Here is a 26814-nt window from a genome sequence, read left to right as displayed (position 1 = left end):
TCCTCGAATGCTGCTGGCTCTGGTCGCGATCGAGCGCGGGCGGCGTGCCGCAACCGCCCCGCCCGGTGGGTGCGCGGGGCGTCAGGTTCCGCGAGGCGCACCGCTACGCAGGACGACCACCGCGGTACCCGTCGCCGTAGCGGCGGCGGAACTTCTCCACCCGACCCTGCGTGTCGAGGACTCGCTGGTTGCCCGTCCAGAAGGGGTGCGAGTAGGCGGTCACGTCGACCGTGATCAACGGGTAGGTGTTGCCGTCCTCCCACTCGACGGTCTCCGCGGAGGTGGCCGTCGAGCGGGTCAGGAAGCTCTTGCCGGTGGTGCGGTCCTGGAAGACCACCGGCCCGTAGGCCGGGTGGATGTCGTGTTTCACTGGTTTCCTCCCATTTCGGATTCATCGAGTCCGCGATCCCCGGCGGGCTCGCAGGGATCGCGGTGGAACTCGGCGAACGGGTCTTCGTAGGCGCCCCAGGCCTCGCGACCCGCGGCGAGCTCGTCGTCGGTGAGCACGGCGCGGCGCAGCGCGCGGGTGATCTCCCCCGGATCGGCCTCGTGCGCGATGACCACCAGCTCCTGGGCGCGGTCGCCGTAGTAGTCGTCCCAGGTCAGCTCGGCCCGGAATCGCCGCTCGTCAGCCACGTCCGACCAGTCGTCCAGCGCCGCCAGCCACGGTCCGGCCTGGCCGACCGCGAGCCCGGAACCGGCCGATTCGATCCACAGGGCCTCGTCCGGCTGGGTGGCCACCCACACGCGGCCGCGCGCGCGGATCACGCCTTCGAGCAGCACGTCGATGGCCTCGTGCAGGCGCTGCGGGTGGAAGGGGCGCCGCTCCTCGAACAGCACCGTGGACACGCCCGCGTCGGTCTCCAGCGAGGGCTGGCCGCGCAGCAGCCGGCCGTGCGGTCCGTCGACCTCGCCGCGCCGGGCGCTCTCCGGGATCTCGGCGAGCAGCCGGTCCAGGTCGGCGAGCCGACCCCGCGGCGCCGCCGGGGTGAGCCGGGCGAGCACGGCCTCCAGCCGGGACCGCTGCCAGCGGTCCTCGTCCTCACCGGCCAGCACCAGCGCGTCGGCGAACTCGACCTGGCCGACGGCGACCTGCGCGACCGTGCGCTCGTCGTCCGGGCTGCCGCCCACGCCTCGTTCGACGAGCTCCTCGTCACCGGAGGCATCGGCCAGGAAGGTAGCCCGGTCGACGGTGGCCAGCACCGCCTCGACGGAGACGTCGGTGATCAGCGGGCGCCCGTCGACCTCGACGTGCCGCAGCGCCCAGCAGATCGTCTCGGGTTCTAGGGCGGTGTCCAGCCGCACGACGATGCGCCGCACGTCCGGGGCCTGGGCGAGCCTGCGCAGCAGCGGGAGCATGTCCTCGCGCAGCGTGCAGGACACGCAGCCGTGGGCCAGCTCCAGCACGTGGACGTCGGCGTGCTCGCCGTGCCGGGTGTTGCGGCTGACCACTCCCTCGGCGACGGCGCGCAGGTCGTGGTGCACCAGCGCGGTGCCCTGCGGATCCTGCTGCCACAGCGCCTCGGCCACGTCGATGACCTGCTGCGGGTCGATTCCGGCCACCATGATCAGCGGGGTCCGCGAGTCGGTGTCCATGCTCACCTCTAACGACAACGGTTTTCATTAGCGCTTCGAACACGCTACCCTGCCTCGGGATGCAGTTGAAAACGACTCCCGTTATCGAGAGGTAGGTCATGTCCGTCCGCTGCCAGGTGACCGGCGCCGTACCCGGCTACGGCAACCAGGTCTCGCACTCCAACCGCCGCACCCGGCGGCGCTGGCTGCCCAACGTGCAGAGCAAGCGCTACTGGCTGCCCGGCGAAGACCGGTGGATCCGCCTCCGGGTGTCCACCAGGGGTATGAAAACGATCAACAAGCGCGGCATCGAGGCGGTCGTCGCCGAGATGCGCGCCCGAGGAGAACGCGTCTGATGGCCAAGTCCACCGACACCCGGCCGGTGATCAAGCTCCGCTCCACCGCGGGCACCGGCTTCACCTACGTGACCACCAAGAACCGCCGCAACACCCCGGATCGCCTGCACCTCAAGAAGTACGACCCGGTGGCCCGCGCGCACGTCGAGTTCCGCGAGGAACGCTGAGCAACCCCGAGGTCCCGCGAGAACCGGGCGCGAGGGCGGTCCAACCCTCGCAGCCCCGCGGGTGCCACCCGATCCAGGGAGGAAGCAGTGGCAAAGAAGTCCAAGATCGCCCGCGATGCGCAGCGCCGGGCGGTCGTGGCGCACTACGCCGAGCGGCGAGCCGAGCTGAAGAAGATCATCGCCTCGCCGAGCAGCACCGACGACCAGCGCGCCGCCGCGCAGCGCGAGCTGCGGAAGCAACCGCGGGACGCCAGCGCGGTGCGGTTGCGCAACCGGGACGCCGTCGACGGCAGGCCGCGCGGGTACTCCCGCAAGTTCGGCCTGTCCCGGGTGCGGCTGCGCGAGATGGCGCACGCTGGCGAGCTGCCGGGCGTGACGAAGTCGAGTTGGTGATCACGATGCGAAACGGCAAGCCCGCCCGCCGCCCGAAGCCGAACCTGCTGCGCCGCGAAGGCGTCGTGGAGGTCGACTGGAAGGACACCGCGCTGCTGCGCAAGTTCATCTCCGACCGGGGCAAGATCCGCTCGCGGCGGGTCACCGGCCTGACCGCGCAGGAGCAGCGCGAGGTGGCCAAGGCGATCAAGAACGCCCGCGAGATGGCCCTGCTGCCCTACTCGTCGCGCTGAGGTTCCGAGACCGGCGGGCCGCGTCGACCTGAACCCTCCGCGCGGCCCGCCACCCCGGTTACCCGAGACCCTGAGCCCGGTGACTCTGGGCATCCGGGCAGCATTGATCCCGATGAAGACCGGAAACCGCCCCAGCCTGACAGAGTCCGCCCCCGCCGCCGACCTCTACGAGGTCATCAACCGGCGCCGCGACGTGCGACGCGAGTTCACCGGCGCGGAGGTGCCCGAGACGGTGCTGCGCCGGGTGCTCACCGCAGCGCACACCGCGCCGAGCGTCGGCCTGTCGCAGCCGTGGGACTTCGTGCTGGTCCGGGACCAGAACACCCGCCGCGAGTTCCGCGAGCACGTGCTCGCCGAGCGCAGCGTGTTCGCCGCGCAGCTCGAGGGCGAGCGGGCCGGGACCTTCAGCAAGATCAAGGTCGAGGGCATCGTGGAGTCCTCGCTCGGCATCGCGGTCACCTACGACCCGAACCGGGGCGCTCCCGAGGTGCTGGGCCGGCACGCGATCGCCGACGCCGGCCTGTACTCGGTGTGCCTGGCGATCCAGAACCTGTGGCTGGCCGCGACCGCCGAGGGCCTGGGCGTGGGCTGGGTCAGCTTCTACCGCGAGGAGTTCCTGAACCGCCTGCTGGGGATTCCCGGCGACGTTCGCCCGGTCGCCTGGCTCTGCCTGGGTCCGGTCAGGGAGCTCGCCGACACCCCTGACCTGGAGAAGCACGGCTGGCGCAAGCGGATGCCGCTGGACGAGGTGCTGCACTACGAAGCGTACGGCCGCGGGCGCACCCGGTAGTCTTTGGGGTGACAGGTCGTCACCGATGACGGCGAGGGAGTGCTCACGACGAGGTCGCGGTGCAGCTGGACGATCAACTTCTGGTTGGCCACATTCCGGCGCAGGACCGCCAGGTGCGGCTGCTGCTGGACTCCGGCAGGTTCGACGAGGCCGACGCCGTCTTCGACGAGTTGATCGCGGTCGGAGCAGCCGTGGTGGACGCGCGGTGGAACCGGTCGACGGTTCTGGTGCACCGCGCGTCGCTGGCCTGGCGGCTGGGCCGGTTGTCGCTGGCGCTGGAGCTGGTCACCGACGGCTGGACCGAGATGGACCTGCAGCACCCGTCCGGTTCGGACTCGGCGCACACCATCAGCATGCTCGGCCACCTGCTGGAGATCATCGGTCGCCGCGGCCCCGCGCTGAACCTGATGGAGCTGGCCGTCGAAATCGCCCGCGACACCGATGATCCCGATGCGCTGGCGTACTGCCTGGCCAACGAGGGCATCGCCCGCGTCTTGCACGCCTCCGGCGGCGCGGGGGAGTTCGCCATCGCGCGCCAGCGCTGCGCCGAGGCCGAAGAGGTCGCCCGCGTCGGCCGGGTCAAGCGCACCGCGCTGGCGGGCAAGGCCCGCGCGCTGGCCGGCCTCGGCGAGCGGGAAGCCGCCGAAACCGCCGCGCAGGAGGCGCTGTCCAGGGCCAGCCGCGCCCAGGACTACGTCGCGGCCGCGCTGGCCAACTGGGTGCTCGCCGAGCTGCGCCACGATTGCCACGAGCTGGTGGACGCCCGCGGGTACGCGCACAGCGCGCTCGACGGCGCGGAGATGGTGCAGGACAGCGGCCTGATGCTGCGCTTCTCCCGGAACCTCGCGGCGATCTGCGCCGAGCTCGGCGACCCGTCCGGCGAGGCCGCCGCGCTGCGCGTGGCGGTCCGGGCCGCCTGCACGTCGATCAAGCTGCTCTCCGAAGGCCTCGGCCAGGCCCTGGAGCAGCGCCGGGTGGCCATCCAGACCCAGCGCGTGGCCCTGGAGGCCCAGGAAGCGGCGCTGCGGGACCCGCTCACCGGGCTCGCCAACCGCCTCGGCCTGGAGAGCCTCGCCCCGTCGCTGCTCGACCGCTGCCGGTCCCAGGGCCGCAAGCCGTGGCTGGTGCTGCTCGACGTCGACTGGTTCAAGGACGTCAACGACTTCGCGGGCCACCCCGCCGGCGACGTGGTGCTCCAGGAGGTCGCCAACCTGCTGCGCCGCGAATGCCGCTCCGGCGACCTGCTGTGCCGCTGGGCCGGCGACGAGTTCGTGGTGCTGCTGGTCGACGACTCCGAAGACCCCCGCGAAGCCGGCCCGGTGGTAGCCGAACGCATCCGCGCGGCCGTGGACGCCCACGACTGGCGCCTGGTCCTCGGCGGCGTCACCAACCCCCCGACGGTCAGCATCGGCATCACCGCCGGCTACGCCGACCTGCAGGAGCTCTTCGCCAACGCCGACATCGCCCTCTACCGCGCCAAACGAGCGGGCCGGAATCGCGTCGCCGCCACCCCGGACAACGAAGCCCTAGCCTGACCCCGACCACCTGCCCACAGCCGAGCAGCACCCGCCAGGTACCCTCCGATCAGGCCCTCGTAGCTCAGGGGATAGAGCACGGCTCTCCTAAAGCCGGTGTCGCAGGTTCGAATCCTGCCGGGGGCGCTTCTCCCCAGGTATGCGGCGTTGGGTCCTGGTCGTTTCGAGATCGACCCCTTGTTTACCCCCATCGTTGCTTCGCTCCTACCCAGTGGCTCGCCGGGTACTGTGCGTGTCGTGATGGAGATCTGGTTGAACCCGGCGTGCTCGAAGTGCCGGGTGGCGGTCACCGAGGTGGAGGCTTCCGGCGCGGAGTACGTGGTGCGTCGGTACCTCGACGAGCCGCCGAGCGTCGCGGAGCTCGACGAGGTTCTCGGGCGTCTCGGGCTCGAACCGTGGGACATCGCGCGCACCGGTGAGGCCGTGGCGAAGGAGCTCGGTCTGCGCGACCTGCCCAGGGATTCCGGGCACCGCGACGAGTGGCTCCGGCTGATGAGCGAGAACCCGAAGCTCGTGCAGCGACCGATCATCACCGCCTCGGACAGCACCACCGTGGTCGGGCGCGACCCCGAAACCCTCGCTCGCGTCATCGCCGCCGAGACGAGCGACTAGAGCTTCGCGGGTGACATGCGCGATCGAGGTTGCCAGAATCCGGGCGTGACCCACGAACTCGCGCAGGTCAACATCTCCCGGCTCCTGGCACCGCTCGACGATCCTCAGCTGGCCGACTTCGTGTCGGCGCTGGCCCCGGTGAACGCCGCGGCCGACGCCGCGCGCGGTTTCGTGTGGCGGCTGCAGACCGAGGACGGTGACGCCACCGCGATCAGCGCGTTCGACTGGGACGTGGGCGGCAGCGCCGGCGTCATCGTCAACCTGTCGGTCTGGCGCGATGTCGAGTCGCTGGCCGAGTTCGTCTACGGCGAGCTGCACCGCCAGGTGCTGAAGCGGCGCCGCGAGTGGTTCGAGCGCATGGGCGAGGCGCACACCGCGTGCTGGTGGGTCCCCGCCGGGCACCGCCCGAGCACCCGGGAGGCCGAGGAGCGCATCCGGCACCTGCGCGAGCACGGCCCCGCTCCGCACGCGTTCACCTTGCGCACCAGCTTCCCGCCCCCCGGCGCGGAGCCCGGCTCGCAAGTCACCCGCGGCTCCGACGACTGGCTCTGCCCGGCCTGAGGACCCGAGCTAGTTCTGGTCGCCGTAGATCGTCTCGCACGGCCAACCGTCCCCATCGTCGTCCATGTCCTGCGGCGAACCCAGCGAACCCCAATACCCCAGCACCTCGGGATAGGTCATGCCGCGCCCCAGCAGGACCTCGCAGTCGTGCGACGTCTCCGCTGCCGGCGGCGCAGCGGACGGGTTCTGGTCGCCGTAGATCGTCTCGCACGGCCAACCGTCCCGGTCATCGTCCATGTCCTGCGGCGAACCCAGCGAACCCCAATACCCCAGCACGCCGGAATAGGTCATCCCCCGCTCCAGCAGGACCTCGCAGTCGTGCGTCAACTGCGCTGCTGGCGAGGGAGGCGCCGGGACGGGTGGTGGAGGTGGTGCGGGAGCGCTCGGCGCGGCCGGGCCGGCCGGAGGTCCCGGAGCCGGTGCCCCGGGAGTCGTCGGGAACTGGATGGTGCACGCGGCGGCGAAGAGCAGGGCCGCCGCCGAACACCACGCGGCACCGCGGAATCCGAACATCTCGCGCCCCCAAACCTGCGGCCGGAGCCACAGCGTCCCGCCGTCGCAGCGGCGGCGACAGGGGCTTTGGTCCTCGCAGAATGACGCAGATGGGCGGTTGGCCCGCGCGGGACCAACCGCCCATACCCCCAATTTGCGTCCCCGGAATTGTTCCCGGGGATCTTCCCCAGAATTCCCCCAGAGGTCACCGGGGGAAATTCAGCCGGCCTGCGGGAGCGCGATCACCACGAGGTCGGAGTTGTGCGGCGCGCAGCGGAAGCCGACCCGGTCGGTGCCCTCCTGCCGGACGTCGGCGCAGGTGAACCGACCGAGCACCTCGGCGCGGTGGTTCGGCCCCCGCTTGGCCGAATCCGGCAGCTCCAGGTACTCCCCGACCGCGTTGATGGCGTCCATCTCCCCCAGGTAGCCGCCATCGGGGCCGGTCGGGGCGTAGACCTCCCACCAGCCGCCGCTCGTCGGATCCTGGTACGGGTCGAAGACCCGGTCCCCCGGCTTCGGCGCGGGAGCGCTCGGGACGTCCGTGGCGACCTGCTGGGCCACGTTGACGACGTCCCCGGAATCCGCGGAACCCGTCGCACCAGGCGTCGCCTGGCCGCCGCACGCGAACGGGGAAAGCGCGGCGGTCAGAATTCCGCCGACGAGCACAGCAGCGCGCATCGAGTTCCTCCGGTCCGGTGTCTTGCGCCTCTCACTCCTGAAGACGCCCGAGCCGATCGGAGGTTCACCGGTTCCGGGAAGTTTTTCGAACTCGCCCGATCAGCCGGTCCGCTTGACCGGTCCTCGGCGTTCGGAGGCCGTGCGCTCGGCCTCGGCGAGGTAGCCGTGGAAGTCCTCGGCCGGCAGCGGACGGGTGAACAGATACCCCTGGTAGGCGTCCACCCCCACCGCGCGCAGCAGGTGGTGCTGCGGGTTGGTCTCGATGCCCTCGGCGATGCAGTAGCGCCCGAGGGTGCGGGCCAGCTCGGTGACCGCGCGGGTGATGCCCAGGTCGTCGGAGTCCGAACCGACTCCCGAGACGAACATCCGGTCCAGCTTGATGATCTGGGTGGGCATCTCCTTGATCCGCGCCAGCGAGGAGTACCCGGTGCCGAAGTCGTCGACGGCGAACTGCACGCCCTCCTCGACCAGCTCGGTCATCGCCTCGCGCGGTTCGGGGCCCAGCTGGGCGAGCACGGTCTCCACCATCTCCAGCACCACGCGCTCGGCGGGGATGCCGATCTCCTCGATGGCCCCGCGCACGATGTCGGCGAAGTCGGGCAGCTCGGGCCGCAGTCCCGCGAGGTTCACCGAGACCTTCACCGGGTTGCCCCCGGAGGCCGGCCAGGTGAGCGCCTCGCGCAGCGCGGTGCGCAGCACGCAGACGTCGAGGTCCGCGAGCATCCCGCCCTCCGCGGCCACGTCGAGCACCACGTTCGGCGGGACCGTGCCCAGCTCGGGGTGTTCCCAGCGCAGCAGGGCCTCGGCGATGGAGACCGTGCCGTCGTTGGCCACCACCGGCTGGTAGTGCAGGGTCAGCCGGTCGCCCGCGATGTCCTCGCGCAGCCGCTCCTCCAGCGCCAGCTGGTCCCGGTCGGGATTCTGCGGGCGCTGCGAGACGCCGATCTGGCCGCAGCCCTTGATCCGGTCCTCGTGCATCGCCGACTCGGCCGAGCGCAGCAGGTCGGAACTGGTGTTGTCGACGTCGGCGGCGGTGGCGCCGACCGCCGCCGACACGCGCACGGTGCGTTCGCGCAGCGGCACGTTCATCCGGAACAGCGCGGCGACCCTGCGGGTCAGCTCGGCCAGCTCCTCGTGCCCGTCGAGGTCGGTGCAGATGATGGCGAACTCGTCGCCGTAGAACCTGGCCGGCTCGCAGTTGCCCGGCAGCTCGCGCAGCCTGCGCGCGACCGCGCGCAGCAGCTGGTCGCCGGCCTCGTGCCCGAGGGCGTCGTTGACCCGCTTGAACTTGTTCAGATCGCAGAACACCACGCCGACCTGGCCGTCCTTCTCCGGCGGCAGCAGCTCTTCCAACCGCTCCTCGAAACCGCGGCGGTTGAGCAGCCCGGTGAGGTCGTCGTGAGTGGCCTGGTGGCGCAGCAGTTCGGCGTGCCGGATCTGCGCGGTGACGTCGTGGAAGATCACCAGCCAGGAGCGGCTGCCGTCGTCCCCGACCGAGGCGGAGCTGTAGACCTGGCAGCGCACCGGCTCGCCGTCCGAGCGCTGCAGGATCCGGTGCGGGATGGGCGACAGCGGGGTGCTGGCCAGCAGCGCCCCGCCGGGATCGGCCGGGTGCAGCACGTCCTCGCCAGTGCGTTTGCGCAGCTCGGGAAGCGGATGGCCGAGCAGGCTGCACAGCGCGCCGTTGGCGTCCAGGAACCGGCCGTCGTCGTCGAGCAGCGCGATGGCCGAAGGGGTGAGCTCGAACAGGTCGGAGAAGCGGCGCTGGGTTCGCTCGCGACGGGCCTCGGCGGCGCTCTCGTTGCGCACGACCTTGATGAAGCCGTCCAGCTCACCGGTGAGGCTGCGCTGCGCGGTGATGACCACGTGGACCCAGAACCGGTTGCCGTCCTTGCGCAACCGCCAGCCGCGGTCGATGAAGAACCCGTCCTCGGCGGCCCGTTCGAGCTCCCAGGACGGATATCCGGAGTCGGCTTGCTCGGGGAGGTAGAACAACGAGAAGTGCTTTCCCACGACCTCGCCGCTGGTGTAGCCGCAGAGCCGCTGCGCAGCGGGGTTCCAGCTGGCCACGTTGCCCGCGGCGTCCAGCGCGTAGATCGCGTAGTCGTGCATGTCCTCGGCGGCGAGGAGCTTCTTCGCGCCGTCGCGCACCGCCCAGGGTTCGGGACTCTGGGATGCCCTCGGCTCGTGCTGCCCCATCGTCTTCCCCCGAGGTTGGCCCGGAAATGTGGTTGTAGAGCCGCGGAACCCGGCAAGTCCACCATTCCGGGCCGCCTCACCGTTCACGGCGAGTGAGCTGGTGACAATATCAACTTCAGCGGCTTGGCGGTACCGTCACAGCGCCGGAGTCACCCACCGTCGCAGGAACGCGCGGAGTTGCTCACCGTCGCGCCCGGGCAGCGGATCGTCGGCGAACGACAGCAGCACTCTCAGCAGGAATTCTAGGAGCTCGTCGAGCTGATCGCCGGTGTATCCCAGCGCAGCCCAGTCGACGTCGGTGCGGGCGAAGGCCTGCCTGCAGGCGGCGAAGGCGGTGGCCGAGGTGGCGCCGCGCGAGAAGTTGCCGGACTCCCCGAGGTTGAGGAAGAGCCCCAGGTAGGGGTCGGCGGGCACCTGCTCGATGGTGTAGGCCATCGCCTCGACGGCCAGTTCACCCGCCTCGGTGATGCCGGCGAGGTGTGCGACGAGCCGGTCCAGGTAGCTGTTGACCGCGGCGTAGCCGACGGCGCTGAACAGCTCCTCGGTGCTCGGGAAGTAGCGGTAGACGGTCTGGCGGATGACCCCCAGCTCGGCGGCCACCTCCGACAGGCTCGTCTTGGCGCCGCGGCGGTCGATGCAGCGCATGGCCGCGTCGATGATCCGCTCCTTGGCCTCCTCGCCATCGCGCGGCGGCGCCCCGTTCCAGGCCGGTCGCTTCATCCTTCGAGTATCCACTCCGGTCGGCGGCTCGGAGCGTTGCCACCACACGATCATACAAATACAGTATTCCTGTATGACGGCCGAGGCCCGCCTCCGGCCGCCGCAACGCGTTCCCGACTCGGAGGAACCGGAACATGGCCATCGTGCAGCCGCTCGACTCCAGCCGACTCCGCCTGAGCAGCCCCGAGGACGGCAGGCACCTCGAAGACCTGGACATCAGCAGCACGGCCGAGGTCGACGCGGCCGTGGAACGCGCCCGCGCGGCGCAGCCGGCCTGGGCCCGGCGGCCGGTGGCCGAACGCGCCGCGATCCTGCGCCGCGCGGTGGACGTGCTGGTGGCGCGACGCGAGGAGATCGTCGAGCAGGTCCGCGCCGAGACCGGCAAGCCGCGGGTGGAGGCCCTGGCCATCGAGCTGGTACCGGCCTGCGACTTCGTCAACTACTGGTGCAAGCGCGCCCCGAGGGACCTGCGCACCGAGAAGCGCGGGTTGCACGGCTACCTGCTGCCGATGAAGAAGCTCCGGATCAACTACCAGCCGCTGGGCGTGGTCGGGGTGATCACGCCGTGGAACGGCCCGTTCGTCCTGTCGTTGAACCCGACGGTGCAGGCGCTGCTGGCCGGCAACGCGGTGGTGCTCAAACCCTCCGAGGTGACGCCGCGTTCGGGCGAGTTCGCGGTGCGCGTCCTGCGCGAGGCGGGCGTCCCGGAGGACGTCGTGCAGGTGGTGCACGGCGACGGCTCGACGGGCGCGGCGCTGGTCGACTCCGAGGTCGGCAAGATCGCCTTCACCGGCAGCGTGGGCACCGGCCGCAGGATCGCCGCGGCCTGCGCCGAGAAGCTCACCCCCTGCACCCTGGAGCTCGGCGGCAAGGACGCGATGATCGTCTGCGCCGACGCCGACCTGGAGCGCGCGGCCGCGGGCGCGGTGTACCTGTCGATGTTCAACACCGGCCAGGTCTGCCTGAGCGTCGAGCGGATCTACGTGGTGGATTCGGTGGCCGACGAGTTCATCCGCCTGGTCGCCGAGAAGGCCTCCCGGATGCGCCCCGGCGAGGACGTGGGCCCGCTGTTCTTCGACCGCCAGGCAGAGGTCGTCGACCGCCACGTGCGCGACGCCGAGCAGCGCGGCGCCGAAGTGCTGCTGGGCGGTTCGGCCGCCGAGGGCGACGGCCTGCACTTCCAGCCCACCGTGGTCACCGGCGCCGACCACGGGATGGCGCTGATGCGCGAGGAGACCTTCGGCCCGGTCGCCAGCATCATGCGCGTCCGCGACGAGGACGAGGCGATCCGGCTGGCCAACGACTCCGACTACGGCCTGGGCGGCAGCGTGTTCACCACCTCGCAGGCCAGGGCCGAGCGCATCGCCGCGAGGATGACCACGGGCTCGGTGGTGCACAACGACGCGGCGGTGATCTACGGCGTTCCCGAGGCCCCGTTCGGCGGGCGCAAGAACAGCGGCCTCGGCCAGGTCAACGGCGTGCACTCGCTGCGCGGCTTCACCCACCCGCAACCGGTCCTGCTCTCCCGGGGCAGGGCGAAGCGCGAGAGCATCTGGTACCCGTACACGGACAAGACCGTCCGCGACCTCGAAGGCCTCATCCGCCACGGCTTCGGCAGCAAGCTGGTGCGAAGGCTGCTGCGCTAGCAGTTCGGCCACCGGGCACCTCGGTACCTTGGCACCATGCATTCCGCCGGAACCGCGGGACCGTGATCCTGCCGGAGGTCCGCGACCCGCGTCTCGTCACGATCCGACGCGGCGGAACGCTCGCGGACGCCGATCACCGGTCGCTCGCGCTGCGGGCGGCCACCTGCGCCGAGCACGTGCTGCCCCTCTTCGAGGCCGAGCGGCCCGCGGACGCGAGACCGCGCGAAGCGATCGCGCAGATCCGGGCGTGGACCCGAGGCGAGATCGGGATGTGGGAATCCCGCACGGCCGGAGGTCACGCGATGGCAGCGGCGCGACCGTTGCGCGGAGCCGCCCGGCACGCCGCGTTCGCGGCCGGCCGGGCAGCCGTCGTCGCGCACGTCCCCGAGCACGACCTGGGCGCGGCGGCCTGCGCGATCGAGGCGGCGCGCGCGGCGGCACCGCCCGCGGAGGCGTAGAGCGCCCGGCGAGCGGAATGCCGGTGGCAGCGCGACCATCTCCCGGACGCGCTGCGCGAGCTCGTGCTGGAGGACCAGCGGCGGCGCAACGAGACCTGCTGGTCGGTCTTCGACCCCTAACCGACCCGTTCCCGGGTCCGCTCCACAGCGGCCAGCAGTTCGGGTGCGGCTTCGGCGATGAAGGTCGTCACGACATCGCCCGGCCCGTACCGCTGCTCGATCTCCGCGATCCGATCCCGCGCGTCGGTGGCCTCGCCATCGGGCGTGGTCGTCAGGTCGCAGCACCAGAGCGCATCCCGCGCAGCCGTCCGCTCGTCGACGTAGTCGGCGAGCTCGCCCTCCAACCCCCGGAGCCGCGCGTCCAGCACCGCGCAGGAGTGGTGCGCGACCAGGTGCGCGAGCCGATCCGGCGCACCGATGCGCTCCAGGTACCGAGCACCGTCGAGCGGGTGGAAACCGGTGATCGCGAGATCCGGCGCATAACCCACGTCGTGCAGCACCGCAGCCGCTTCCAGCAAGCTCGCGTCGTCACCGACAGCACCGGCCACCTCCCGCGCCCGCGCGGCAACCCCCTGAACGTGCGCCCACCGCCTCGGAAGCACCTCGGCCAACTTCCCCCGCGCCACTTCGAAGGCCCACTCGACCAACGCCATGCGACGACGGTAACGATGACGCGGAGCGAGGACCGTCGTCACACCGCGACCCGCTCCCGCCTGGAAACCCCTGCCACGAGGCGACGTCGGTCGTCACCATCGCGTCCGTGTTCGAAGTCGGCGGAGGCACGCTCGTCGCAGTTTGGCCGGAAACCACGCCCCCGGGGTGTGGTTTCCGGCCAAACTGCGACGTTGCCGCGCGGTTTCGTCAGCGCGCGCTTCGCGGCGCGGGCGTCTCGGCGCCCAGGAGCCCTGTGATGTAGGCGAAGAAGCCCGCTGCGTCCGCGTCTTCGACCACTGTGGCGTTGGGTTCCAGGCCGTGGACGCCCCAGGACATGGCGGCGTAGCCGCGGGTGAGGTCGCCGGCGGTTTCCACGTCGACGTGGTAGCGGCCGGTGCGGGTGACCAGTTCGGGGTGCAGGAGAGCTGCCACCGTCAGGGAGTCCGGGTGGGTGGTGCCGTCGATGCCGACGCTGCGGTCGAATTCGAGGGTTGCCGCGCAGACGCGGGTGAAGAACTCCGAGAGCGGGGTGGCGAGGGCTTCGATCTCGTCGAGCTGCGGCTGCCCGAAGACCGCGCGCTCCAGGGTCAGCGGTGCCCAGGGGATGACCGTGATGTCGAAGCCCGCCGCGAACACCGTCTTGGCCGCCTCGGGGTCGACGTAGAAGTTGAACTCGGCTGCTGCGGTGATGTTGCCCCGGGCGTTGTTGGAGCCGCCCATGACGTGCAGCGCCTTGACGTTGTCGACGAACCCCGGGTCCTTGACCGCGGCGGTGGCGATGTTGGTCAGCGGGCCGATGCAGACGACGGTCAGCTCGCCGGGAGATTCCGCCGCGAGGCGGATGAGCGCGTCGACGGCGTGCTCGGGGTTCGGCTCGCAACCGGTGAAGTCCATGGTCAGGCCGCCGACGCCGTCGCCGTGGACGTTCTCCGCGCTCTCCCACGGACGCACCAGCGGACGGCGGCAGCCGAGGTGGATCGGGACCTCGCCGAGCCGGCCCGCGGCGTCGAGGGTGAGGAAGGCGTTGCGAACTTGGTGGTCGAAGCCGACGTTGCCGGCGACCACGGTGATCGCGCGCAGCTCGGCCTCCGGGTCGAGCAGGCCGGCCAGCAGGGCGATGCAGTCGTCCTGGGCGGTGTCGGTGTCGATCACCAGCGGGATCATGTCGTCAGCTCCTCCGGGTGGGGTCCGCGTGCCGCGGCAGCGATCACCCGCAATACTCGCCCGGCAGACCGCCCCGCCACCAGCGCTGGAGACGCAGATGACGCAGATCAGCACCTACCTGATGTTCCAGGACGGAAAGGCGGAGGAAGCCATGGACTTCTACCTCGACGTCTTCGGCGGCGAGGTGCTCGACGTCAGCCGCTGGGGCCCGGACGGCCCCGGCGAGGAGGGAGCGGTGCAGCTCGCCGTCTTCACGCTGTGCGGGAACCGGTTCATGTGCTTCAACTCCCCGCCGGTGCACGACTTCGGGTTCACCCCGTCGACCTCCTCGTTCGTCGACTTCGACAGCGAGGCCGAGCTGGACCGCGCCTACGCGGCGCTGGCCGAGGGCGGCACCGCGCTCATGCCGCTGGGCGACTACGGGTTCAGCGAGAAGTTCGGGTGGGTCGCCGACCGGTTCGGCGTCTCCTGGCAGCTCAACCTCCCGCACCGCTGAACGATCTTGTCCCGCTAAGGTTCCCCAAGCCGTTCTAGCTTGATTGGGAGCCCCATGACGACCATCGGCGACCACGCCTCCGAGATGCTGTCCGCGCTCCGGCCGGACGTGCGCGAGAACGCCGAGCGCGCGGACGCGGCCGTCCTCCGCCCCTCCGACCAGTCGCTGGTGACGACCTCCGACCGGCTGCGCATCGCCCTGAGGGTCGCGCTGGTCAACGACGACCACGCCTGCGCCGACGAGCTCGCCGCCGAGATCGACGACGCCGAGGTGGTCCGCGACGTGGAGCGGTGGGGCTCGCTGCCCGAGCCGACGCAGGAGCTGCTGGCCTACTGCGAGCAGGTCGCGCTCGACCCCGCCGACGTCGGGACCGACGAGATCGCCGACCTGCGCGAGCACTTCTCGAGCGCGCAGGTCGTGGCCGCCACCCAGGTCGCCGCCTACGCGAGCTTCCGCTCCCGGCTGCTGTCCGGGCTGCGGCTGGTGGCCGGCTGCGGGGACGGTCCGGCCGCCGAGGCCGGTGTGGTCATCGAGGCCGGGTGCAGCGCCGACGGCGGCGACCTCTCCACACCCGAAGAAGCGTTTCCGCAGCTCAAGTGGGCATCGCGGATCGAGGGGTCGAGCGGTGACGACCAGTTCGCCAGCACGCTGCGGCACGATCCGGCCGCGCTCGCGGCGCAGACCGCGCTGCGCGAGGCGATCATGGCCGGCCGCGGCTCGCTGGACCGGGCCGACCGGGAGCTCGCGGCGCTGGCGACCTCGCTCGTCAACGGCTGCGAGTACTGCTGCGGCGTGCACGGACGCCGGCAGGTCGAGCTCTCCGGGGATCGGCTGACCGCCGTGGTGCTCGCCGAGGCCGGCCCCGCCGCGATCGCCGACCCGCAGCTGCGCGCCGTCGTCGACGCCGCGGGCAAGCTCGCGCGCACCCCCGCCGCGCTCGCCGAGCCCGACGTGCGGCGGCTGCACCAGGCGGGGTTGGACGCCGACGACGTGCACGACCTGGTCGCGGTGGCCTCCATGTTCGCCTGGGACAACCGGTTGATCATGGCCTTGGGCAACGCCGTGCGGCCTTCCTGAGCAGGACATTCCCGCGCGGACTACTGCGAACGGAGGTTTCTCCGGCGATCATGGGGCCGTGGGGTCACAGTGGGAAACGCGACCACGCGTCGCGATTCCGCCGACGGGGTAGTCGGTGCGCACGGACCCTCTAGGAGGCACAGATGGCTCAACTCACCACCGAGCCGATGACCGTGAAAACCCCCGCCGGGGATCTCGAAGGAGATCTCGTCATGCCACCGCCTGCCCGGGCGGTCGTCTTGTTCGCGCACGGGTCCGGCAGCTCGCGGCGCAGCCCGCGCAACCGCGCTGTCGCCGAGTCGCTGCAGAACGCGGGCTTCGGCACCCTGCTGCTGGACATGCTCACGCCCGAGGAAGCCCGGTACGACGCGCGCACGCAGGAGCTGCGCTTCGACATCGAGCTGCTCGCCGAACGGCTCGAGCCCGCGATCGACCAGCTCAACCAGTGGGAGGCGACCCGCGGCATGCCGGTGGGCCTGTTCGGCGCCAGCACCGGCGCGGCCGCCGCGATGAAGGCCGCCGCTCGCCGACCCGAGCGGATCTCGGCCGTCGTCTCCAGGGGCGGCCGACCCGACCTCGGGGGCGAAGGGCTCGCCGAGGTGCAGTCCCCGACGCTGCTGATCGTGGGCAGCAACGACCGCGAGGTGCTCAACCTCAACCGCCAGGCCGTCTCGCTGCTCACCTCGCTGCGCAAGGCCGACGTGCAGATCGAGATCGTGCAGCACGCCGGGCACCTGTTCGAGGAGCCCGGGGCGCTCGAGAAGGTCTCCGAACTGGCCGGCTCCTGGTTCTGCAAGTACCTCGGGGCCGGGACGAACCGCGCCACCGGACCCGATGGCGGGCACTTCAAGCCGCCGGAACCGCGGCGCCGCCCGCCCACGACGTAGGAGGAGGTTCGCGCGGTTCGGGCGCCACCGCCGGCGTCCGAACCCCCGCGGGGACGGATCAGCGCGGCATGCGGCGCCAGATCGGCTGCGGGACCAGCCGCATGACGGCGAAGACCCAGCGCAGGATGCCCGGCACCCACACCACCCTGCGCCCCTTCCGGACCGCGGCGACGGCGGCGTCGGCGACCTGGTCCGGGGTGCTCGACCACGGCGCCGGGGACATGCCCTTGGTCATCCGCCCGATCACGAAGCCGGGCCGGATGATCGACAGGGACACCCCGGAGCCGACCAGCGCGTCGGCCAGCCCGCTGGCGAAGCCGTCCAAGCCGGCCTTGGCCGAGCCGTAGACGTAGTTGGCGCGGCGCACCCGCGCACCGGCGACCGAGGAGAACACCGCGATCCGGCCGCTGCCCTGCTCGCGCAGCAGGTTGGCCAGGTGGGTGAGCACGTTGACGTGCGCGACGTAGTCGATGTGCACCACGTCGACCGCGTGCGCGGCGTCGGCCTCGGCGCGCTGCTGGTCGCCGAGGATGCCGAAGGAGATCACGGCGGTGCCGATCGGCCCGTGCCGGCGCAGCAGCTCGCGCAGCAGCTCCTCGTGGGTGTCGAGCTGCGCCGCGTCGAACTCGGCGCGCACCACCTCGGTCGCGCCGGCCTTGCGGACCGCGGCCTCCTCGGCGTCGAGGTCGCCGGATCGCCGCGCCGCCAGGATCACCGTGCCGTTGCTGTCGCGCACCAGGCGCTCGGCCACCGCCACGCCGATCTCGCTCCGGCCGCCCAGGATCAGTACCGCTCCGCTCACGGCGACAATCCTGCCACCACCCGCGCCGGGCCGATCGCGGTGCACCCCTTCGACCGATGTGTACCGGCCGCACCGCCCCGAATACTCTTGGCGCTGATCGTTTTCCCGGTACCAGCGAGCGGAATCTTCGTCATGCCAGAGGCCCAGCCCCGGATCGACACCAGAAAGCCCAGCATCGCGCGGGTTTACGACGCCTTCGTGGGCGGCAAGGACAACTTCGAGGTCGATCGCGAGGTGCTGCGCACCATCCAGGAGGTGGCCCCGGAGGCGGTCGCGGTCGGCAAGCAGTGCCGCGCATGGCTGATCCGGGTCGTGCGCTTCATGGCCGGCAACGCCGGGATCGACCAGTTCCTCGACCTCGGCTCCGGTCTGCCGACCGCGGAGAACACCCACCAGGCCGCGCAGCGCACCACCCGCGACGCGACCGTGGTGTACGTGGACAACGACCCGTCGGTGGCCGCGCACGGGCGCGCGCTGCTGGAGGAGAACGAGTGCACCCACTTCGCCGTCGCCGACCTGCGCGATCCGGAAGCGGTGCTCGCCGAGGCGGCCCGCCACCTCGACCTGGACCGGCCGATCGGCGTCATCCACAGCAACACGCTGCACCACGTCACCGACGAGGAGGACCCGAGCGGGATCGTGCACGCCTACCTGGATGCGGTGGCCGCCGGCTCCTACCTGGCGATCTCGCACCTGCGCGACCCGCGCGACGGCAGCGCGAGCGCGCGGTTGGCCGAGGAGTCCCAGCAGAAGTTCAACGCGATGATGGGCAGCTGCTACTACCGAAGCCGCGACGAGGTCGCGGCGCTGTTCGACGGCTTGGAGATGATCGAGCCCGGGCTGGTCCACCTCTTCGACTGGTGGCCCGACGGCCCGCGCCTGACCGAACCCTCCACCGGCGAGTACAACCTGCTCGGCGGGGTGGCGCGGAAGAGCTGAGCACCCGGAACCCGAAGGGGGCGCTTCCCGCTGGAGGCGCCCCCTCTTCGCGTCGGGCTCACATGCCCTGGCGCTGCGTCCAGTGCCGCATCGCGTGCTCGACGAGCCCGATCAGGGTCCGCTTGGTCGACTCGCGATCGCGCGCGTCGACCGGGCCGATCGGCACTTCCGGACCGATGGCCATCGCCTCGCGGACCTGCTCCAGCGAGTGCAGCATCTGCCCGTCGAAGCAGTTGACGCCCACCAGGTAGGGCAGGCCGCGGTCCTCGAAGAAGTCGATCGCGGAGAACGAGTCGGCCAGCCGGCGGGTGTCGACGAGCACCACCGCGCCGATGGCGCCGCGGACGAGGTCGTCCCACATGAACCAGAACCGCTGCTGCCCGGGCGTGCCGAACAGGTAGAGGATCAGGTCGTCGGCCAGCGAGATGCGGCCGAAGTCCATGGCCACGGTCGTGGTGGTCTTGTCCGGGGTGTTGTCGAGGTCGTCAACGCCCCGGGAGGCCTCCGTCATGACCGCTTCGGTGGTCAGCGGAACAATCTCCGAGACCGAGCCGACGAACGTAGTTTTACCCACACCGAAACCGCCCGCGACGACGATCTTCGCCGAAGTCGAGCTGGTGCCACCCCGGTTGGCGGCCTGCGGCATCGAGCCGACCTGGGGCGCGCTATAGCCGACGGAGTCCACTCAAAACCCTTTCCATCAACATCATGTGTGGTGCGCTGCCGCTTTCGCTCACCGTCTGGTGGACGGTGATCAGTCCCAGCTCGGCCATGTCCGCCAGCAGCACGCGGGCGACCCCGATCGGAACCGAAAGCAGCGCCCCCACCTCGGCGACCGAACGGGGTTGTTGGCACAGCTCGGCGATCGACTGGTGCTCCAGCCGGACCGGTGCGCCGGGCCGGTAGTTCTCGCCGACCGAGACCAGGGTCTCGATGGCGAACTCGTAGTTGGACTTCGTGCGTCCCCCGGTCCAGGTGTAGGACCGGATGCTGGATGCCGCGGGGGTCTCCTGCACCACGTCGGCCGGGTCCTCGGACTGCGCGCGCTGCCGCATCCGCTCGTAGGGGTCCGGCTCCGGCTCGGGCGGGCGCTGCGCGGGCTGTTCCACCGGCTCGGTGTCCGGTTCCCTGCGCTTGGCCCGCTTGCCGAACGTGAACCCGTTGACGACGTCAGCGAAGCTGTCGTCGCCCGAGTTGGCCCGTCTTCGGTCCCGACGCGGGTATTCCGAGCGTCTGCTCATCGTTCCCTCACACCAACTGACCCGAGACGGGGTTGTTGTTCTGCTGCAGCTGGTTGCGGATCTCCGGGGTCAGCATCTGGCCGACCCGCTCCACCAGCATGGTCATCTCGTAGGCGATCAGACCCATGTCGCACTGCGGCGCCGCGAGCACCGTAAGGCACGAACCGTCGCTGATCCCCATCTGCAACAGGGTGCCACGATCCATCTCGACTATGGTCTGAATCACCTCACCGGCCTCGAAGCACTTCGCCGACCCCTGGGTCAGGCTCAGCAGGCCCGAGGACACCGCCGCCAGCTGATCCGCGCGGTCGCGGGGCAGCGTGGCCGAGGCGGTCAGCACCATCCCGTCAGCGGAGACCACGATCGCGTGCGCCACACCGGCCACGCGCTCGGTGAAGTCCGTGATCAGCCAGCCGAACCTGCGAGAAATAGTCTGTGCGCTCATGCAACCTCCTGTTCGTTGCCGAGGTGATCACGTGTTCGTGAGTGCATCCATGATCACTCCCCGTCCATCCGGTGACGACCACGGCTGATACCGCCCTGGAAGTCGGAGAGCCTGCTGCGCAGCGCGTCCGCGTCGCGCTGGAAGCGCCGCTGCGGCTGCTGCGGCTCGTCGCCGTTGGACACACTCCCCGGCACCAGGTTCGCCTTGGGGGTGCGGCGAGGGAGCCCGGCGCTGGTGAACTCCGCGGACGGGTTGGACGCCGACTCGGTGACCTCCCGCGCCTTCTCCGCGGCGAAGTCCCAGGCCTGCGCCTCCGGGGTCTGCGGGATCCACGGCTCGGGCTCGGCAGCGGCCTCGGCAGCAGCGGCCGAGGGCCAACCGGACGCGCCCTCGTCGGCGATCTCGGAGTCGCCGAAGCGGATCCCGTTGTGCGCGAGCTGGTCGCTGATGTCCTCCGGGCTGCGCGCGCCGTTGCCGGCCAGCGCGTCTGCGCCGCTCGGCGGTGACGTCGGGCCCGGCTCGGATCCCGCGGGGTCCTGGGGCGCGGCGCGGCGCGGCTTGCGCTGCGGCAGGCCCGAGGCGGTCAGCGGGGTCTCCTCCGGTTCCGCATCGGACCCGGTCGGCGCACCCAGCGGGTCGTCGTCGTCCGGCCAGCTGAACTCGCCGGTCTGCGCGGCGGCGCTCTCGCTGGCGGGCATGAACCACTGGGTGGCCAGGTCGTTCCGCGGCGGCTCCGGCGCCGGCGGCTCCGCGTCCTGCGGTTCGGCCGAAGCCGGCCACCCGTCATCGGGATCGAGGTCGCCGAGCAGCCCGTTGGGGTGCTGCGCGGTCTCGGCCTCGGCGAACCCGCTCGGGTTGAAGAAGCCCGTGGCCTCGGCACCGGAGTCCGCGACCTCGCCACCGGACGGGCTGAAGAAGTCGGTGGACTCCGCGCCCTCGCCGAACAGGCCCGGTGGCGGCTCCGGCGGGTTGTCGCTGGGCTGCGCGGGCTCGAACAGACTGGCCGGCTCCGGCGACTGCTGGTCCTGCTGGGGCTGGCCGGTCGGCTGCGCCGCGAACTGCGGGCCGCGCGTCTGCCAGCCCGAGTCCTGCGGCGGGATCGACTGGCGCCCTTCGCGGCGGGGCAGGCCACCGGAGGTCAGCATCGCGTCGTTGTGCTGGTGGGAGTGCCCGTTGCGCTGGGCGGGCTGGGCCGCCGAGGGCATCTGCGGCTGCTGCCCCTGCGCGGAGACCACGTGGTCGGAGGGGATGAGCACCGCGGCGCGCACGCCCTCCACGTCCGGGCCGCCGTGCAGCTCGACGTTGATGCCGTGCCGCTGGGCCAGCCGACCCGCGACGAACAGGCCCATCCGGCGCGAGGTCGCCATGTCGTCCTCGGAGACCTGGGAGAGGCGCTGGTTGGCCTCGAACAGCTCCTCGTTGCCCATGCCGATGCCCTGGTCGAGGACGTCCAGGACCAGCGTGCCGTCACCGGACTGGTAGGCCGAGACGGTCACCGAGGTGTCCGGGGCGGAGAAGTTCGCCGCGTTGTCCAGCAGCTCGGCGACCAAGCGCACCAGGTCGGAAGCGGTGTTGCCGCGCAGCTTGATCGCCGGGGGCGGCTGCACCATCACGCGCGGGTACTGCTCGATCTCGGAGACCGCGGCGCGCAGCACGTCGGCCACCTCGGTGGGCTGGGTGAAGCGCCGCGCCAGGTCCGAGCCCGACAGCACCATCAGGTTCTCGTTGTTGCGGCGCATCCGCGTCGCGAGGTGGTCGAGCTGGAACAGGCGGGACAGCTGGTCGGGGTCTTCCTCGTCCTGCTCCAGCTCCTCGAACAGGCGCAGCTGCCGCTCCAGGAGCGCCTGGCTTCGCCGGGAGACGCTGACGAACGCGTCGGAGTAACCGCGCCGCAGGTCGGCCTGCTCCACGGCCAGCCGGAGCGCCTGCTCGTTGACCTGGTCGAACGCGCGGGCCACCTGGCCGACCTCTTCGCTGGTGTCCACCGGCAGCGGCGGCACCTCCGCCGAGGCGCCCTTGCCCTCCCGCACCTGGGCGACCGCCTGCGGCAGGTCGTACTCGGCGGCGTCGAGCGCGCCGATGCGCAGCGCGCGCAGCGAGCCGAGCAGCTGGCGGGAGATCATGATGATCATCGCGGCGGCGGCGATCAGCGCGGCCAGCAGGAACACCGAGTCCCAGCCGGCGGAGTCGCTGGCGTCGTCGGCGAGCTCGTCGGCGATGGTGCGGACCTCGTGGGCCAGCTCGCCGCGACCGCCCTCGATGGTGGCCACCGAGCCGTCGCTGGCCTCGTTCCAGGCCTGCCGGTCGATCGAGTAGCTGCCGCTGTGCACGTCGTCGGTGCTCTCCGCGACCAGCTGCGCCAGCATCGCGTTGCGCTGCACGATCGACGGGACCTTGAGCTGATCGTCCAGCCGATTCTGCCAGTGCTCGGCCACACCGGAACGAGCGTCGTTGATCTTCGACAGCAGTCGGGCGCGCGAGCCGTTGAGCTGCTGCAGCGTCTGCTCGTCGAGCTCGCCCTCGCTGAGGCCGGTGAGCACCAGGGCCTGCTGCAGGCGGACCTCCTCGCTCAGCGCCAGGAGGTCCTGCAGCGCGGTCGCGGTGCTGGAGATCCGGGGGTCGGCCACCGAAGCCGTCAGCGCGCGGTCCAGCGACAGCGCCTGCTGGATGACCTGGCTGTAGCCGCCGACCACCGCGGTCATGTCGACCGCGCCGACAGCTGCGCCCTTGCGCAGCTTGTCGACGGTGTCCATGGCCTTGCGCACCTCGTCGTACCGCTCGGTCGCGACGTCGGTGAACAGGTCCCGGTTGGCGTTCATCGCCTGGCGGAGGTCCTGGGCGGCCTTGTCGGTCTCGGCGGTCTGCTGCTCGAAGGCCGCGGCGTCACCGTCGCCGGCCAGCAGCTCGACCGCTCGGTTGCGCTCCAGCTGCAGGCCTTCGGTCAGCGGCTGGATCCGGTGCTCGGTGTCCAGCACCGTCGCGACGCGGCCGTAGTCGTCGGCCTGCTCGACCTGCCACCGGATCTGGCCAACACCGAGCGTAATCGCGAAGATGACCGGGACCAGCACGACGGCGGCCAGCTTGGTCAGCAGCGACCAGTTGCGCCACTGCAGTTTCGAGGCGCCTGCTTTGTCCCCGCTCACGAGCTGACTCCCGTCCTGCTCCCGTGCAGGTCACCCAGTGTCTGGACCCTATCGGGCGAACAATGCGTTGAAGAACGGCGCATGCGTGCGGTCCCGCAATCGTCGTCTTGGCTGTCAGGGGCGAAAGGCTTCTGATAACGGGCTGTCGGCGACCGGTGACTCTTTGTGAAACGCAAACTTCGAGCCACCCGCATCTCGTCGGCACTCAGCGTCACCAATGGCATACCGGATCTCCCATTCCGGACACTGGTACCGAACCGTAACCTTTCCCGTTCACCGTCCACCTCTCGGTGCCCAAGCACTATAAGCCCCTGCCGCGAGGAAAGCACCGGGGGCTTTTTCGCATTCGACTAGGCCAAACAGGCGAGATCACTCGGCGTGGCCATCGCGGTTCAGACGCCGTTCGCGCAATTTCACTCGTTCAGCCTAAGCGGAGGTCTCAACTCCATCTCTGACCTGCGGATATGCCCTGGTCAGCGACCTCCGGCGAAGACCGCGGCGGAGACCGAACCGTGCCTACCTGGCGGTAACCGAGCGTCGTCAGGCCTTCGACCAGGGGCGCGGAGGGCCGGAAACCCACCCCCGGAAACACCCGGGGAGGCGCGGCTGACCACACTGTGGGGAGGTGCTAGAGAAGTGGTAAGAATTCCCCGCCCGCGCCGCTCGGCGACCCCGGCGGGCCCACCGCGAAGTCCAGGAAGGATCCATGAGCAACGCACCGCAATCGGCGCTGCGCGGGTCCCCCCGCGAGCCCGGAAATCAACGTGCGGAGTTCGGCGGAATCGAGAAGAGCGCGGTTCGCACGACCGCGGAGCGACCCGATTTCACCACTATCCAGCACAGTCCTGAATTCCGGGCGCTGCGCAGTCGCCTAAAATGGTTCGTATTCCCCGCGACGGCGTTTTTCCTGATCTGGTACGTCGCCTACGTGATCGCGGCGGCGTACTTCCCGGAATTCATGGCGAAGCAGGTCTGGGGCGAGGTCAACATCGGCCTGCTGATGGGCGTGGGGCAGTTCGTCAGCACCCTCGCGCTGACCGCGTTCTACGTCCGGTTCGCCCGTCGAACCGTCGACCCGCGCGTCGACCGAATCCGTGAGCTGGCCGGAGAAGACGACTGATGATCTCAGCCCAACCGCACGTCATCCCCGAGGACACAGTGCTGGTCAACACCAGCGTGTTCATCGCGTTCGTCCTGATCACACTGCTGATCGTCTACCGCGTCGGCAGCCGCAGCAGCACCAGCGACTTCTTCGTCGCGGGCAGCTCGTTCACCGGCATGCAGAACGGCGTCGCGATCTCCGGCGACTACCTCTCCGCCGCATCCTTCCTGGGCATCGCGGGCGCGATCGCGATCTACGGCTACGACGGCTTCCTGTACTCGATCGGCTTCCTGGTCGCCTGGCTGATCAACCTGTTCCTGCTCGCCGAGCGGACCCGCAACACCGGCCGCTTCACGATGGGCGACGTGCTCGCCTTCCGGATGAAGCAGCGACCGATCCGGGCGGCCGCCTCGATCTCCACCCTGGCGATCACGATCATGTACATGATCGCGCAGGTCGCCGGCGCGGGCGGTCTGGTCGCGCTGCTGCTCAACGTGCACAGCCACCTCGGCCAGGCCGCGGTGATCGCCGGCGTGGGCGTGGTCATGATGATCTACGTGCTGGTCGGCGGCATGAAGGGCACCACCTGGGTGCAGATCGTCAAGGCCGTCCTGCTGCTGCTCTCGGTCATGATCATCACGATCTTCCTGATGGGCAAGTTCAGCTACAGCTTCACCGGGCTGCTCGACGCCGCCGCCGCGAGCAACGAGCACGGTCGCGACATCTTCGCCCCGGGCGTGCAGTACGGCAAGGACGCCATCAGCAAGCTGGACTTCATCTCGCTGTCGATGGCGCTGGTGCTCGGCGTGGGCGGCCTGCCGCACGTGCTGATGCGCTTCTACACCGTGCCCACCGCCCGGGAGGCCCGCCGCTCGGTGGTCTGGGCGACCTGGGTGATGGCGATCTTCTACCTGTGCACGCTGGTCATCGGCTACGGCGCGAGCGCGATGGTGGGCAGCAAGTCGATCATGGCCGCCCCCGGTGGGGAGAACTCCGCCGCGCCGCTGCTGGCCTACGAGATCGGCGGGACGGTGTTCCTGGGCATCATCTCCGCGGTCGCCTTCGCCACGATCCTGGCGGTGGTCGCGGGCCTGACGCTGACCGCTTCGGCCTCGTTCGCGCACGACATCTACGCCAGCGTGCTGCGCGACGGCGAGGCCGACGGCGACCAGGTCGTGCGGGTCGCCAGGATCACCGCGATGGCCATCGGCATCCTCTCGATCCTCGGCGGCATCGTGGTGATCGGGCAGAACGTGGCCTTCCTGGTGTCGCTGGCGTTCGCCTTCGCGGCGTCGGCGAACCTGTCGACCCTGCTCTACACGCTGTTCTGGAAGCGGTTCAACACCACCGGAACGCTGTGGGGCATGTACAGCGGTCTGATCTCGGCCCTCGTGCTGGTGATCTTCTCGCCGGTGGTCTCCGGCTCCGAGGACTCGATCTTCCCGAGCGTCGACTTCGCGTTCTTCCCGCTGAGCAACCCCGGCATCGCCTCGATCCCGATTTCCTTCCTGTTCGGGATCATCGGGACCTTCCTGGGCAAGCCCGAACCGGACCGCGAGCGCGCCGCCGAGATGGAGGTCCGCTCGCTGACCGGCATGAGCTCGCGCTGACCGGCAGCTGACCCGAGCAGGCCGGAGGGGCCGGTGCGATCGCCGATCGCACCGGCCCCTCCGTCGTAGCGCACCGGGTCGATGTTGCCGCGCGGCTCACCCACAGGTGGAGTTTCCGCGTCCCCTCCGGTAGCCGCGCGTCACCGCATTTCGTGCCCGGCCCGCACGAAGTCGATCTACCCAATCGGATACTGACGTCGGCGCCCCGCCGGTTCCTAGACTGGAACCCGTCCCGCACCAGGATTTCTTCGCCAGGCACCACAGGCGCTCGGAGGGATCCCGCGGGCGAAAAGCGGGGGTATTGAGCGATGCGAAATGTTCGCAAAGCGCTGTTAGGCATGGCCGTCGCGTCCGTGTTGCCTCTCGCCGGCCTCGGAACGCACATCTCCTCGTTCGCCGTCGAAGTCTCCGGCGCCCTGGCCCGAGCGGCCGAGCGCGTTCCCGAACGACCGGATGCGGACTTCCTCGCCTTCGGGGCGCGGATCCGCGAAGCTCCGAACACCGGGTCCGCCGTGCGCGGCATCGGAAACCCCGGTGACACCGCCACAGTTCACCTGCGAGTCCTCGGCGAGAGCGTCCGCTGCGCCGACGGCACCACCGATCCCCACTGGTTCGACCTGACCGACCGGCGCACCGGGCTGAGCGGGTTCGTCAGCGGCTGCCTGGTCCAGCAGCGGCACCAGGAGTCGGCCAATCCCGCCCGATCGGGGTGAATCAACCCGCACCGGCGGGGTTTCCCAGCCGCACGTCCGTGTTGCTCGCCAGGCACGAAGATCCACTCGGTCGTGGTGCATCAAGCGGATTCGCTGGCGCGCGCCCGGATCCGGGGTGGAACCTCT

The 26814-nt window shown here is 70.6% G+C and carries 30 protein-coding genes and 1 tRNA gene; 18 read left to right on the top strand and 13 right to left on the bottom strand.

The features are described 5' to 3' along the window. Positions 1–103: 103 nt before the first annotated feature. Positions 104–370, bottom strand: a complete 267-nt coding sequence (locus ACFQRI_RS07910; RefSeq protein WP_380666086.1) for a type B 50S ribosomal protein L31 — start codon at positions 368–370, stop codon at positions 104–106. Next, positions 367–1596, bottom strand: a complete 1230-nt coding sequence (gene mrf, locus ACFQRI_RS07905; RefSeq protein WP_380666084.1) for a ribosome hibernation factor-recruiting GTPase MRF — start codon at positions 1594–1596, stop codon at positions 367–369. The genes ACFQRI_RS07910 and mrf overlap by 4 nt, the downstream gene beginning before the upstream one ends. Before the next feature lie 98 nt (positions 1597–1694). Between mrf and rpmB the strand changes: the two genes are divergently transcribed. The 9 genes from rpmB (at position 1695) to ACFQRI_RS07860 (ending at position 6222) form a co-directional block, all read left to right on the top strand. Beyond that, positions 1695–1931, top strand: coding sequence for a 50S ribosomal protein L28 (gene rpmB / locus ACFQRI_RS07900; protein WP_380666081.1), 237 nt, complete (start codon positions 1695–1697; stop codon positions 1929–1931). After that, positions 1931–2098: a 50S ribosomal protein L33 gene (gene rpmG / locus ACFQRI_RS07895; protein ID WP_380666079.1), complete on the top strand. Its 168-nt coding sequence runs from the start codon at positions 1931–1933 to the stop codon at positions 2096–2098. The genes rpmB and rpmG overlap by 1 nt, the downstream gene beginning before the upstream one ends. A gap of 87 nt (positions 2099–2185) precedes the next feature. Further along, positions 2186–2491, top strand: a complete 306-nt coding sequence (gene rpsN, locus ACFQRI_RS07890; protein WP_380666077.1) for a 30S ribosomal protein S14 — start codon at positions 2186–2188, stop codon at positions 2489–2491. A gap of 5 nt (positions 2492–2496) precedes the next feature. Beyond that, on the top strand, positions 2497–2724 hold the full coding sequence (gene rpsR / locus ACFQRI_RS07885; protein WP_380666426.1) for a 30S ribosomal protein S18: 228 nt from the start codon (positions 2497–2499) through the stop codon (positions 2722–2724). A gap of 112 nt (positions 2725–2836) precedes the next feature. Beyond that, positions 2837–3514 (top strand): 5,6-dimethylbenzimidazole synthase, encoded by a 678-nt coding sequence (gene bluB / locus ACFQRI_RS07880; RefSeq protein WP_380666075.1) that lies wholly within the window; start codon positions 2837–2839, stop codon positions 3512–3514. Positions 3515–3573: 59 nt separating this feature from the next. Then, the gene (locus tag ACFQRI_RS07875; protein WP_380666073.1) at positions 3574–5049 is read left to right on the top strand and encodes a GGDEF domain-containing protein; all 1476 of its coding nucleotides are present in this window, start codon (positions 3574–3576) and stop codon (positions 5047–5049) included. A gap of 53 nt (positions 5050–5102) precedes the next feature. Further along, positions 5103–5175: transfer RNA gene (locus tag ACFQRI_RS07870), tRNA-Arg, on the top strand. A 114-nt stretch (positions 5176–5289) separates the two neighbouring features. Then, positions 5290–5661 carry an ArsC/Spx/MgsR family protein gene (locus tag ACFQRI_RS07865; RefSeq protein ID WP_380666071.1) on the top strand — a complete coding sequence of 124 codons (372 nt, stop codon included), beginning with the start codon at positions 5290–5292 and terminating at the stop codon, positions 5659–5661. A gap of 45 nt (positions 5662–5706) precedes the next feature. Continuing rightward, a complete protein-coding gene (locus ACFQRI_RS07860; RefSeq protein WP_380666069.1) occupies positions 5707–6222 on the top strand; it encodes a DUF3291 domain-containing protein in 516 nt (171 codons plus the stop codon). A 9-nt stretch (positions 6223–6231) separates the two neighbouring features. Here ACFQRI_RS07860 and ACFQRI_RS07855 read toward each other — a convergent pair whose 3' ends face one another. The 4 genes from ACFQRI_RS07855 to ACFQRI_RS07840 all read right to left on the bottom strand — a co-directional run bounded on the left by ACFQRI_RS07855 (position 6232) and on the right by ACFQRI_RS07840 (position 10311). Next, positions 6232–6549 (bottom strand): hypothetical protein, encoded by a 318-nt coding sequence (locus ACFQRI_RS07855; protein WP_380666067.1) that lies wholly within the window; start codon positions 6547–6549, stop codon positions 6232–6234. A 384-nt stretch (positions 6550–6933) separates the two neighbouring features. Then, entirely contained in the window at positions 6934–7392 is a 459-nt protein-coding gene (locus ACFQRI_RS07850) for a hypothetical protein (protein ID WP_380666064.1), read from the bottom strand. 99 nt (positions 7393–7491) lie between these two features. Beyond that, positions 7492–9543: an EAL domain-containing protein gene (locus ACFQRI_RS07845; RefSeq protein ID WP_380666063.1), complete on the bottom strand. Its 2052-nt coding sequence runs from the start codon at positions 9541–9543 to the stop codon at positions 7492–7494. 183 nt (positions 9544–9726) lie between these two features. Beyond that, positions 9727–10311, bottom strand: coding sequence for a TetR/AcrR family transcriptional regulator (locus ACFQRI_RS07840; protein ID WP_380666061.1), 585 nt, complete (start codon positions 10309–10311; stop codon positions 9727–9729). Positions 10312–10445: 134 nt separating this feature from the next. On the opposite strand from ACFQRI_RS07840, the gene ACFQRI_RS07835 reads away from it, so the two are divergent. Both ACFQRI_RS07835 and ACFQRI_RS07830 read left to right on the top strand, forming a co-directional pair. Beyond that, positions 10446–11957, top strand: coding sequence for an aldehyde dehydrogenase family protein (locus ACFQRI_RS07835; protein ID WP_380666059.1), 1512 nt, complete (start codon positions 10446–10448; stop codon positions 11955–11957). Positions 11958–12019: 62 nt separating this feature from the next. Further along, entirely contained in the window at positions 12020–12415 is a 396-nt protein-coding gene (locus tag ACFQRI_RS07830; protein ID WP_380666057.1) for a putative immunity protein, read from the top strand. A gap of 116 nt (positions 12416–12531) precedes the next feature. On the opposite strand, the gene ACFQRI_RS07825 is transcribed toward ACFQRI_RS07830, so the two are convergent. Together ACFQRI_RS07825 and ACFQRI_RS07820 are read right to left on the bottom strand one after the other, a co-directional pair. Next, positions 12532–13068 carry an HD domain-containing protein gene (locus ACFQRI_RS07825; RefSeq protein WP_380666055.1) on the bottom strand — a complete coding sequence of 179 codons (537 nt, stop codon included), beginning with the start codon at positions 13066–13068 and terminating at the stop codon, positions 12532–12534. A gap of 208 nt (positions 13069–13276) precedes the next feature. Further along, positions 13277–14233 (bottom strand): nucleoside hydrolase, encoded by a 957-nt coding sequence (locus tag ACFQRI_RS07820; protein WP_380666053.1) that lies wholly within the window; start codon positions 14231–14233, stop codon positions 13277–13279. A gap of 97 nt (positions 14234–14330) precedes the next feature. Between ACFQRI_RS07820 and ACFQRI_RS07815 the strand changes: the two genes are divergently transcribed. The 3 genes from ACFQRI_RS07815 (at position 14331) to ACFQRI_RS07805 (ending at position 16693) form a co-directional block, all read left to right on the top strand. Further along, a complete protein-coding gene (locus ACFQRI_RS07815) occupies positions 14331–14729 on the top strand; it encodes a VOC family protein (RefSeq protein WP_380666051.1) in 399 nt (132 codons plus the stop codon). A gap of 54 nt (positions 14730–14783) precedes the next feature. Next, on the top strand, positions 14784–15806 hold the full coding sequence (locus tag ACFQRI_RS07810; RefSeq protein WP_380666049.1) for a peroxidase-related enzyme: 1023 nt from the start codon (positions 14784–14786) through the stop codon (positions 15804–15806). A 143-nt stretch (positions 15807–15949) separates the two neighbouring features. After that, on the top strand, positions 15950–16693 hold the full coding sequence (locus ACFQRI_RS07805; RefSeq protein WP_380666047.1) for a dienelactone hydrolase family protein: 744 nt from the start codon (positions 15950–15952) through the stop codon (positions 16691–16693). Positions 16694–16751: 58 nt separating this feature from the next. Here ACFQRI_RS07805 and ACFQRI_RS07800 read toward each other — a convergent pair whose 3' ends face one another. After that, entirely contained in the window at positions 16752–17495 is a 744-nt protein-coding gene (locus tag ACFQRI_RS07800; RefSeq protein WP_380666045.1) for an SDR family NAD(P)-dependent oxidoreductase, read from the bottom strand. Between the two features lie 132 nt (positions 17496–17627). Between ACFQRI_RS07800 and ACFQRI_RS07795 the strand changes: the two genes are divergently transcribed. Next, positions 17628–18434: an SAM-dependent methyltransferase gene (locus ACFQRI_RS07795; protein ID WP_380666044.1), complete on the top strand. Its 807-nt coding sequence runs from the start codon at positions 17628–17630 to the stop codon at positions 18432–18434. A 58-nt stretch (positions 18435–18492) separates the two neighbouring features. Here the strand turns inward: ACFQRI_RS07795 and ACFQRI_RS07790 are convergent, their stop codons facing one another. From ACFQRI_RS07790 to ACFQRI_RS07775, 4 genes are read right to left on the bottom strand one after another with little or no spacing between them, the layout of a single operon-like run. Beyond that, positions 18493–19119 (bottom strand): GTP-binding protein, encoded by a 627-nt coding sequence (locus tag ACFQRI_RS07790; RefSeq protein ID WP_380666043.1) that lies wholly within the window; start codon positions 19117–19119, stop codon positions 18493–18495. Beyond that, positions 19100–19675, bottom strand: a complete 576-nt coding sequence (locus ACFQRI_RS07785) for a DUF742 domain-containing protein (RefSeq protein ID WP_380666041.1) — start codon at positions 19673–19675, stop codon at positions 19100–19102. The genes ACFQRI_RS07790 and ACFQRI_RS07785 overlap by 20 nt, the downstream gene beginning before the upstream one ends. Before the next feature lie 7 nt (positions 19676–19682). Beyond that, complete coding sequence (locus ACFQRI_RS07780; RefSeq protein ID WP_380666039.1) at positions 19683–20120, bottom strand: roadblock/LC7 domain-containing protein; 438 nt, start codon at positions 20118–20120, stop codon at positions 19683–19685. A gap of 53 nt (positions 20121–20173) precedes the next feature. After that, positions 20174–23263, bottom strand: a complete 3090-nt coding sequence (locus ACFQRI_RS07775; RefSeq protein ID WP_380666037.1) for a nitrate- and nitrite sensing domain-containing protein — start codon at positions 23261–23263, stop codon at positions 20174–20176. Positions 23264–23969: 706 nt separating this feature from the next. Between ACFQRI_RS07775 and ACFQRI_RS07770 the strand changes: the two genes are divergently transcribed. From ACFQRI_RS07770 to ACFQRI_RS07760, 3 genes are all read left to right on the top strand, one after another. Next, complete coding sequence (locus ACFQRI_RS07770; RefSeq protein WP_380666035.1) at positions 23970–24383, top strand: DUF485 domain-containing protein; 414 nt, start codon at positions 23970–23972, stop codon at positions 24381–24383. Further along, a complete protein-coding gene (locus ACFQRI_RS07765; protein ID WP_380666033.1) occupies positions 24383–25975 on the top strand; it encodes a solute symporter family protein in 1593 nt (530 codons plus the stop codon). Before ACFQRI_RS07770 ends, ACFQRI_RS07765 begins: the two co-directional genes overlap by 1 nt. 338 nt (positions 25976–26313) lie before the next feature. Then, positions 26314–26688: a hypothetical protein gene (locus tag ACFQRI_RS07760; protein WP_380666031.1), complete on the top strand. Its 375-nt coding sequence runs from the start codon at positions 26314–26316 to the stop codon at positions 26686–26688. Positions 26689–26814 lie beyond the last annotated feature (126 nt).

Origin of the sequence: Saccharopolyspora griseoalba, from assembly GCF_042665275.1 — a bacterium.
In the GTDB taxonomy this organism is placed as follows: domain Bacteria; phylum Actinomycetota; class Actinomycetes; order Mycobacteriales; family Pseudonocardiaceae; genus Saccharopolyspora; species Saccharopolyspora griseoalba.
This window is presented reverse-complemented; position numbering and strand designations above follow the sequence as displayed.